The organism is Rhizobacter sp. P5_C2 (assembly GCF_054049715.1).
The window spans coordinates 1-7947 of record NZ_JBFULV010000170.1; the positions used below are offsets into that span (position 1 = coordinate 1).

The following is a 7947-nucleotide window of genomic DNA, read 5'->3' on the forward strand; positions in this document are numbered from 1 at the left end:
CGGGCGCCGACACCACGCGCAAGCCGCTGCCGCCGAAGGAAACGCTGAAGGAGCGCCGCGCCCGCGAGGCCCGTGAACGCGCTGCCGCGGCCGCGCCGGCCGTCGCCGCCACCGGCGTCGTGCGGCTCGCGATCAGCCCGTGGGGGCAGGTCGAGGTCGACGGCAAGTCGGTCGGCACCGCGCCGCCGCTGAACGAGCTGACGCTGGCCGAGGGCCGCCATGTGGTGACCATTCGCAACGACGACTTTCCGCCTTACAGTTCGACGGTCAATGTCGTGCCGGGCCAGCCGGTCAACCTCAAATACCGATTCGGATCATGAGACTGCTTCCTGTCGCGATGCTGGTGTCCACCCTGGCTGCTGCCGTGCTGGCCGCCGGCTGCGCGCAGACCCCGCCCCCGCCCGTCGGCCTGCTCGACGTGACCTCGCGGCCCGCCGAACGGGCCTTGCAGGGCGGCATCCGTGCCTACGAAGACGGCCAGTACCCCGAGGCCGAGAAGCAGCTGAATCTCGCGCTGACCACCGGCCTGGTGTCGCCGCGCGACCGCGCCGCCGCCCACAAGCACCTCGCGTTCATCTACTGCACCAGCAGCCGCACCAGCGACTGCGAGGCCGCCTTCCGCGCTGCGCGCCAGGCCGACCCGGCCTTCGCGCTGAACAAGTCGGAACAAGGTCACCCCGCCTGGGGACCGGTCTACAAGCGCGTGCAGCCATAATCGGCGCCGCACCGCGCGGGTTTCCGCGTGGGCGGCCCCTGCGGCTTGCTGTTCGCGCCCCATGACGTCCAACGAAGCTCCCGCCTTCATCCACCCGCTGCGCATCTACTGGGAAGACACCGACGCCGGCGGCGTGGTGTTCTACGCCAATTACCTGAAGTTCTTCGAGCGCGCCCGCACCGAATGGCTGCGCACGCTCGGTTTCCACCAGGAGCGCATGCGCACCGAAGGCGGCGCGATGTTCGTCGTCGCCGACACCCGCGTGCGCTACCTGAGCCCGGCCCGGCTCGACGACCTGCTCGAGGTCAGCGTGCGTGTGGTCGAATCGGGGCGTGCCAGCCTGCGGCTTGCGCAGCAGGCCCGCCGCGGCGCGCAGACGCTGGCCGAGGGCGAGATCCGCATCGGCTGCGTGGACACCGGAACCTTCAAGCCACGCCGCATTCCCAACGACATCCTCGACGCCATCGCATGAACCAAGACTTCTCCATCATCAGCCTCGTCCTGCATGCCAGCTTCGTGGTCCAGCTCGTGATGGCCGGGCTGATGCTCGTGTCGCTCGGCAGCTGGACGGTGATCTTCGGCAAGCTGTTCGGCCTGCGCCGCGTGCGCACGATGAACGAGGACTTCGAGCGCGAGTTCTGGGCCGGCAAGAACCTGAACGACCTGTTCAACGCGGCGTCGCAGAAGGCGCACAGCGCGCCGCTGGAGCGCATCTTCGCGTCGGGCATGCGCGAGTTCATGAAGCTGCGCGAGCGCCGCGTGATCGACGGCGGCGCGCTGCTCGACGGTTCGCGGCGCGCGATGCGCGCGAGCTTCCAGCGCGAGCTCGACGCGGTCGAATCGAACCTGTCGTTCCTCGCGTCGGTCGGCTCGGTGTCGCCGTACGTCGGGCTGTTCGGCACGGTGTGGGGGATCATGCATGCCTTCGTCGGGCTGTCGAACCTGCAGCAGGTGACGCTCGCGACCGTCGCCCCCGGCATCGCCGAGGCGCTGGTCGCCACCGCGATCGGCCTGTTCGCCGCGATCCCGGCGGTGATCGCCTACAACCGCTTCGCACGCGACATCGACCGCATCGCGATCCAGCTGGAGACCTTCATCGAGGAGTTCTCCAACATCCTGCAGCGCAACGCGACGCAGCCGCTGCCCGCGGGCCCGGCCGGCGCAGGAGCCTCGGCCGGCCCGGCCGGGGTGCGCTGAGATGCCCGCCGTCGCCGGCCGCGGCTCGCGCCGCCGCACCATCTCCGAGATGAACATGGTGCCGTTCATCGACGTGATGCTGGTGCTGCTGATCATCTTCATGGTCAGCGCGCCGCTGATCACCACCGGCGTCGTCGACCTGCCGACCGTCGGCAAGAGCAAGCAGCAGCCCGAGCACGTGATCGAGGTCGTCGTCGGCAAGGACGAGAGCCTGAAGCTGCGCGTCGACGGCAAGGAGCCGTCGCCGCTGAAGCTCACCGCGCTGGCCGCCACCGTCAAGGAGGCGCAGGGCGGCAACGCGCAATCGCCGGTCGTGATCTCGGCCGACCGGCAGGTCAAGTACGAGGCGGTGGTGCGCGTGATGGACACGCTGCAGCGCGCCGGCGTGCTGCGCGTCGGGCTGTCGGTCAAGAACACCGGGATCTGACGCATTGACCGCTCCTGACGCTGCGATGAGCACCGCCACCCTCCTGAAGTTCCGCGAGCACGACGCGCTGCGGCCCGACAACGCCGACAGCGTCGGTGCCGGCTTCGCGTTCGCGGCCGGCGCGCACGTGCTGCTGGTCACCGCGCTGGCCTTCGGCGTGAACTGGCAGTCGAGCGAACCCGTGGCGGTCGCGGCGGAGCTGTGGGCCGCCGTGCCACAGGTGGCTGCGCCGAAGGCTGTCGAGCCGCCGCCCGCGCCACCACCGCCGGCACCGAAGCCCGCGCCCGAGCCGAAGGTCGAGACGCCTCCGCCACCGCCCCGCCCTGCCCCCGATCCGCAGATCGCGATCGAGAAGGAGAAGACCAAGCAGAAGGAGCTGAAGGCCCAACAGGACAAGGAAGTCGAAGAGAAGAAGGCGCAAGAAGCCAAGCGGCTCGCGGATGCCAAGGCCGAGGCCGACCGCAAGAAGAAGGAGCAGCTCGAGCGGCAGACGGCGCAGACCGAAGACCAGCGCAAGAAGCAGCTCGAGCGCATCCTCGGCCAGGCCGGCGCCACCGGCGCGGCGACCAGCACAGGCAACGCCGCGCGCGACGCGGCGCCGTCGGCGAACTACGGCGGCAAAATTTTCCGCGCGATACTGCCCAACATCACGCTGATCGCTCCCATAGAAGGCAATCCGCGCGTCGAAGTCGAGATTCGCACCACCCCTGAAGGCACCATCGTCAGCCGAGTCGTCACGAAGAGCAGTGGCATCAAGGAGTGGGATGAGACCGTGCTGCGCGCGATCGACAAGACCGCCAAGCTGCCGCCTGATGAGAACGGTCGCGTACCGTCACCGCTGGTCGTCGGCTTCCGGCCGAACGACATGTGAGGCAGGCAGCCCCGGGCGCGCCCCTGCGCCGCGCTCGCGCCGCCGCAGCAGCCAAGCCACGAAGCGTCCCTCGAACGACCACGCGCCCCAGCTGACGAGCGCATCGCCATCGCCGCAGTCGACCCAGCGCAGCGCCGGGCCGGTGGTCTTCGCGGTGACCAGCGCACCACCGGCCACGAAGCGGCGCAGGTTGGTCGCGAGCGCCACAGGATCTTCATCGCCGCGGAACACCTCGGGGTGCGACGCGCTCTGCAGCGTGGGACCCACCACCACCGCGCCACCCACTGCGCCGCCTTCGGGTTCGCGCTGCAGCCCGCTGCCTTCGACCCACGACGGCGGGCGGCCGGGCAGGGCCAGCAGCGGCGCATCGCAGACCAGCCGCATGCCGTCGCCGACCATCACCTGCCGTGCACCGACGGCGACGCACTCTTCCTCGAACAAGGTGACGTTGCGGCGCTTCAGGATGCGGTGCATGCGGCCTTGCGCCGACGACGGAAAGTCGGGCAGCGGCGGGCCACCGTGCGTGACCAGCGCGACGCGGGCGCGCTTGCCGAGGCGCCGTTGCACCGCGAGCGACAGCTCGACGCCGGCGATGCCCGAGCCGATGACGACCACGCTCAGCGTGCGCTGCTGCGCGAGCGCGAGCAGCGCATCCCACAGGCGCACGAACTGCTCGGTGGGCTGCATGAAGAGGGCATGTTCGCGGGTGCCGGAGATCGCATCGCGGTCCATCGCCGGCGCAGGGTCCAGGCTCAGCGCGTCGTAGTCGATGACCTGGCCGCCGACCAGGGTCACGCGCCGGCCTGCGGCGTCGAGCGACTCCACCTCGCCTTCCAGCAGCGTCACCCGCGCCAGCTGCGCGAGCGGCAGCAGCGGCGTGACGCTGTCATCGAGGCTGCGGCGGCCGGCGATCCAGCCGGGCAGCGCCGCCTGCGACATGGGGCGCAGCGACGGCGCCACCAGCGTGACCTGCGCGGCGGGCAGCGCCTGCGCCGCGAACTCGCGCAGCACCTGGAGGTGGGCAGGTCCGGCGCCCAGCAGAACGAGATGCTTCATCGAGGGGAGGTGGGCAAGCAATGCGGGTGCAATCCCGCATTGTGCCCCGGGCGCCGGCCTCGGCCGTCAGTGCACTGCCAGGCCCCGCTGAATGCCCCAGCGGGCGCTGATCAGGCGGTCGAGCGACAGCAGGCCCGGGCCCCACAGCGCCAGCCCGATCAGCAGGCTGCCCCAGAACTGATGCTGCTGCAGCGCGGCCGGTGCGATCTCGGCCAGGCTCAGCACCGCGACGACGTTCATCACCGACAGCCCGAGCGCCGCGAAGCGTCCGGCCAGCCCGAGCGCCAGCAGCACCGGCAGCACCAGCTCGCCGCCGGTGCCCATCATGGCCGCCAGCTCGGGCGGCAGCAAGGGCACGTGGTACTCGTCGTTGAAGAGCGCGAGCGTGGTGTCCCAGTCGCGGATCTTCGTCAGGCCGGACAGGAAGAAGGCGTGCGCGACGTAGAGCCGCGCCGCCAGCTGCGCGACCGGCTGCAGCGATTCGAGCACCGCGACGAAGCGGCGCCACAGGGTCAGCAAGGGGGTGAGGCTCATGGTGGTTTCTTTCGATTCGATGGGGCTTGGTCGGCGGGGAGCGTGCTTTCTTTCGCAGCCCGGGCGCCGGTCAGCCAGCCGTGCTGCACGGCCTGCAACAACCACGGTTCGAACGCGAAGGCTTCGCCGGCGCGATCCAGGGCCGAGGACAGCGGCACGCCATCCAGCAGCGCCTGCGTCCAGCGCGCGTCGGCCTCGCCGATCGGCCGCACCTGCGCGCGCCAGCCATCGCGCCACACCAGCGCGTGCTCGCCGCGCCCGGCTGCAAGCGCTTCACGGGCAGCATCCAGGTGGCGGGCCGCCTCGTCGCCCGGACGGTGCGCCAGCCACAGGCTCGCCGCAGGCCACGCGCTGGAGAGCAGGCCGACCGCCGGCTCCAGCGTCAGCGTGAGTTCGGCAGGATCGGCCTGCGCCAGCAACGCGAGGCTCGCGGTGTCGCATCCGATGTCGGCCGACTGCTCGCAGCGCGCGACCAGCGCATCGAGCCGCGCACTGTCGGCCACGTAGGGCACATCGGCCAGCTGGTCGCTCGCGGTGATGAAGCCGGGCAAGGCCTCGCCGAACTCGGCCAGGTCGCCGCGCTGCGGCGGCTGCGCCTGCCAGAACGCACGCGCCAGCGCGCCGAACGATTCCTCGCCCAGCATCGCCTGCACGGTCGGATAACGCGTTGCCAGCGCGCGCTCGGCCGAGGCGCCGCCGTTCGCCTGATACGCCTGCCAGCCGCGCAGCAGCCTGGCCCCTTGCTCGCTGACCGCGCCGGCCAGCGACGCGCCGTCGTCGCGCGCCCACAGGCTGCGCAGCAAGGCCTGCTGGCGGTCGAGCTCGTTCATCGGGCGCCCGCCTCGGCAATCAGGCGGCCGGCGTGCGCCGCTTCGTCGAGCAGCACGGCCAGCGGCGGCAGCTCGGTGTCCCATTCGACCAGCGTCGCCCGCGCCCCCAGCCGCCCGATCGCGTGCGCGAACACCTGCCACACCGGCGCGTGCACGCGGCTGCCGTGATCGTCGATCACGATATCCGGCAGTTCGAGGTAGCCGGCCAGGTGGATCTCGCCGACGCTCGCCGCATCGATCGCGTCGATCCAGTCGCAGGCTTCGCGCACCGCATTGCCCTCACGGTCGCGCGCGCGGTTCAGGCCGTTGACGACCAGGTTGTTCACGTCCAGCAGCAGCCCGCAGCCGCTGCGCCGCGTCAGCTGGTTGAAGAACTCGGGCTCGCTCATTTCCTGGTCGGTCCACGCGAGGTAGGCCGACAGGTTCTCGACCAGGATCGTCCGGCGCAAGCGCTCCTGCACCTGCGTCACGTTGCGCACCATCACGTCGAGCGCCTCGCGGGTGAACGCGAGCGGCAGCAGGTCGTTGGCGTGCAGCGTGGCGGAACCCGCCAGGTCGCCGGGGGCGCGGGCGAAGCTCGCATGGTCGGAGACGCGCACCGGCTCGATGCGCTCGGCCAGCCGGGCCAGCCGATCGAGGTGCCACGGGTCGAGCCCGCAGGCCGAGCCGAGCGACAGCCCGACGCCGTGCAGGCTCACGTCCCACCGCGAGCGCGCCGCGTGCAGCACCGCCATCGCGGCGCCGCCATCGGCGAAGAAATTCTCGGAATGCACCTCGACGAACCCGAGCGGCGGCGCCGCCTCGGGGCGGTCCAGCAACTCGGCATAGTGAGGCTGGCGCAGGCCGATGCCGACCCAGCGGTCGGCGGCCGGCCGCGCGGCGGCGCTCACCGCGGGCTCACTTCTTCTTGGCTTCTTCGGCGGTCTTGCCGCCCAGGCTCGCGCAGGTGCCCTTGGCGACGTACTTCCATTCGTCGGCGCCCTTGTCGACCTTCGACTGGCCGGCGCACGAGTGCGAGCCCGAGGCGTTGGCGCAATCGTTCTGGCCGGCCTGGGCGATGCCGAAGCACTTTTCCTTGGCCTTCTCGTCGGCGGCGTTGGCTTGGCCCAACAGGCCCAGGGCCAGCACGGAAGCGAGGGCGGACGAAGCGATCAGACGGTTGTTCATGGGGGTTCTCCTATCGATGAAAGTTGAAACGACCCGCCTGAGTCGAACTCGGGCGGGTCGTCTTACATCAGGCCCCGATCATGCCCGCAGAAGCGGGCATTCCGTCATTGGGTGGTTTCCCAACCCCCGCCCAGCGAGCGGATCAGGCCGACCGTGGTGGTGGCCCAGGTGCCGCGCAGCTTCACCGCCTGCCGCTCGATGGTCAGCAGGTCACGCTGTGCTTCCAGCAGCTGCAGGTAGCTGTCCTCGCCGGCGCGGTAGCGCTTGTCGGCGAGTTCGGCTGCACGGCGTGCCGACGACACGGCCGCGTCGGTGAAACCCACCTGCTCGCGCACCGAGCGCAGGCCGGACAGGTTGTCCTCCACGTCGGCAAAGGCCAGCAGCACCGACTGGCGGTAATCGGCCACCGCGCCTTCGAGCTGCGCCTCGGCCCGCTTGACCGCCGCCTTGTTGCGCCCGCCGTCGATGATCGGCAGCGAGAACACCAGGCTGGTCAGCCAGGACTGCGCGTTGGTCTTGAACAGGTCGCTCAACTCGGTCGAGGCATAGCCGCCGTTGGCCGTCAGCGCGAGCGCCGGGAACAGCGCCGACTTGGCGACGCCGACACGCGCCGTCGCCGCCGCCATGCTGCGCTGCGCGGCCGTCACATCGGGCCGGCGTTCCAGCAGGGCCGACGGCAAACCGGGCGGCACCACCGGCACGGTGGCATCCATCGCGAGCGGCTGGTTGTCGAAGTTGAAGCCGGCCGGCGCCTGGCCGAGCAGCAGCGCGAGCGAATGCTCGAGCCGCGACCGGCTGCCGCGCAGCGCGACCACCTCGGCCTGCAGCGTCGACAGCTCGGTGCGCGAGCGCGCCACGTCGAGCTCGGCAACGTCACCGGCCTGGAAGCGCTTGCCGATCAGGCGGACGTTCTCGGTGCGCAGCGCGAGCGTCGCATCGAGTTGCGCCGCTTCGGCATCGAGCGCCCGCAGCGCGAAGTACGTCTGCGCCACATCGGCCTGCAGCGCGAGCAGCACCGAGCGGTAGCTCGCCTCGACCTGCTCGGCATCGGCCTTCGCGGCGTTGACGCCGTTGCCGACCCGCTGGAACAGGTCGACCTCGTAGCTCGCGCTCAGGCCGGCGCTGTAGACGGTCGACGGCGACACCGACG

The 7947-nt window shown here is 70.9% G+C and carries 12 protein-coding genes; 6 read left to right on the forward strand and 6 right to left on the reverse strand.

The features are described from left to right. The 6 genes from ACXJLU_RS31770 to tolA form a co-directional block, all read left to right on the forward strand. Positions 1-320 (forward strand): PEGA domain-containing protein (locus tag ACXJLU_RS31770; protein WP_457337740.1); only part of this gene is annotated, 320 nt, incomplete at its 5' end. Then, positions 317-715 (forward strand): TssQ family T6SS-associated lipoprotein, encoded by a 399-nt coding sequence (locus tag ACXJLU_RS31775; RefSeq protein ID WP_457337741.1) that lies wholly within the window; start codon positions 317-319, stop codon positions 713-715. The genes ACXJLU_RS31770 and ACXJLU_RS31775, both read left to right, overlap by 4 nt. A 61-nt stretch (positions 716-776) precedes the next feature. Beyond that, complete coding sequence (gene ybgC / locus ACXJLU_RS31780; protein WP_457337742.1) at positions 777-1187, forward strand: tol-pal system-associated acyl-CoA thioesterase; 411 nt, start codon at positions 777-779, stop codon at positions 1185-1187. Continuing rightward, positions 1184-1912, forward strand: coding sequence for a protein TolQ (gene tolQ, locus ACXJLU_RS31785; protein ID WP_073465493.1), 729 nt, complete (start codon positions 1184-1186; stop codon positions 1910-1912). The genes ybgC and tolQ overlap by 4 nt, the downstream gene beginning before the upstream one ends. Before the next feature lies 1 nt (position 1913). Then, positions 1914-2339: a protein TolR gene (tolR, locus tag ACXJLU_RS31790; protein ID WP_073465492.1), complete on the forward strand. Its 426-nt coding sequence runs from the start codon at positions 1914-1916 to the stop codon at positions 2337-2339. A gap of 25 nt (positions 2340-2364) precedes the next feature. After that, positions 2365-3210: a cell envelope integrity protein TolA gene (gene tolA / locus ACXJLU_RS31795; RefSeq protein ID WP_457337743.1), complete on the forward strand. Its 846-nt coding sequence runs from the start codon at positions 2365-2367 to the stop codon at positions 3208-3210. Here tolA and ACXJLU_RS31800 read toward each other — a convergent pair. From ACXJLU_RS31800 to ACXJLU_RS31825, 6 genes are all read right to left on the reverse strand, one after another. Then, positions 3172-4266 carry an NAD(P)/FAD-dependent oxidoreductase gene (locus ACXJLU_RS31800; RefSeq protein ID WP_457337744.1) on the reverse strand — a complete coding sequence of 365 codons (1095 nt, stop codon included), beginning with the start codon at positions 4264-4266 and terminating at the stop codon, positions 3172-3174. The genes tolA and ACXJLU_RS31800 overlap by 39 nt on opposite strands. 66 nt (positions 4267-4332) lie before the next feature. After that, the gene (locus ACXJLU_RS31805) at positions 4333-4800 is read right to left on the reverse strand and encodes a DoxX family protein (protein ID WP_457337745.1); all 468 of its coding nucleotides are present in this window, start codon (positions 4798-4800) and stop codon (positions 4333-4335) included. Continuing rightward, complete coding sequence (locus ACXJLU_RS31810) at positions 4797-5630, reverse strand: HvfC/BufC family peptide modification chaperone (protein WP_457337746.1); 834 nt, start codon at positions 5628-5630, stop codon at positions 4797-4799. Before ACXJLU_RS31810 ends, ACXJLU_RS31805 begins: the two co-directional genes overlap by 4 nt. Next, positions 5627-6520 carry an MbnB/TglH/ChrH family RiPP precursor modification enzyme gene (locus tag ACXJLU_RS31815; RefSeq protein WP_457337747.1) on the reverse strand — a complete coding sequence of 298 codons (894 nt, stop codon included), beginning with the start codon at positions 6518-6520 and terminating at the stop codon, positions 5627-5629. Before ACXJLU_RS31815 ends, ACXJLU_RS31810 begins: the two co-directional genes overlap by 4 nt. A 7-nt stretch (positions 6521-6527) precedes the next feature. Further along, positions 6528-6797, reverse strand: coding sequence for a BufA1 family periplasmic bufferin-type metallophore (locus tag ACXJLU_RS31820; RefSeq protein WP_457337748.1), 270 nt, complete (start codon positions 6795-6797; stop codon positions 6528-6530). Positions 6798-6901: 104 nt separating this feature from the next. After that, a partial coding sequence (locus ACXJLU_RS31825; RefSeq protein ID WP_457337749.1) for an efflux transporter outer membrane subunit occupies positions 6902-7947 on the reverse strand: 1046 nt, incomplete at its 5' end.

What these genes read in the sequence shown, in the direction of transcription:
- ACXJLU_RS31775 (WP_457337741.1), top strand. Translation starts at nt 317, where the DNA reads ATGAGACTGCTTCCTGTCGCGATGCTGGTGTCCACCCTGGCTGCTGCC.
- ybgC (WP_457337742.1), top strand. Translation starts at nt 777, where the DNA reads ATGACGTCCAACGAAGCTCCCGCCTTCATCCACCCGCTGCGCATCTAC.
- tolQ (WP_073465493.1), top strand. Translation starts at nt 1,184, where the DNA reads ATGAACCAAGACTTCTCCATCATCAGCCTCGTCCTGCATGCCAGCTTC.
- tolR (WP_073465492.1), top strand. Translation starts at nt 1,914, where the DNA reads ATGCCCGCCGTCGCCGGCCGCGGCTCGCGCCGCCGCACCATCTCCGAG.
- tolA (WP_457337743.1), top strand. Translation starts at nt 2,365, where the DNA reads ATGAGCACCGCCACCCTCCTGAAGTTCCGCGAGCACGACGCGCTGCGG.
- ACXJLU_RS31800 (WP_457337744.1), bottom strand. Translation starts at nt 4,266, where the DNA reads ATGAAGCATCTCGTTCTGCTGGGCGCCGGACCTGCCCACCTCCAGGTG.
- ACXJLU_RS31805 (WP_457337745.1), bottom strand. Translation starts at nt 4,800, where the DNA reads ATGAGCCTCACCCCCTTGCTGACCCTGTGGCGCCGCTTCGTCGCGGTG.
- ACXJLU_RS31810 (WP_457337746.1), bottom strand. Translation starts at nt 5,630, where the DNA reads ATGAACGAGCTCGACCGCCAGCAGGCCTTGCTGCGCAGCCTGTGGGCG.
- ACXJLU_RS31820 (WP_457337748.1), bottom strand. Translation starts at nt 6,797, where the DNA reads ATGAACAACCGTCTGATCGCTTCGTCCGCCCTCGCTTCCGTGCTGGCC.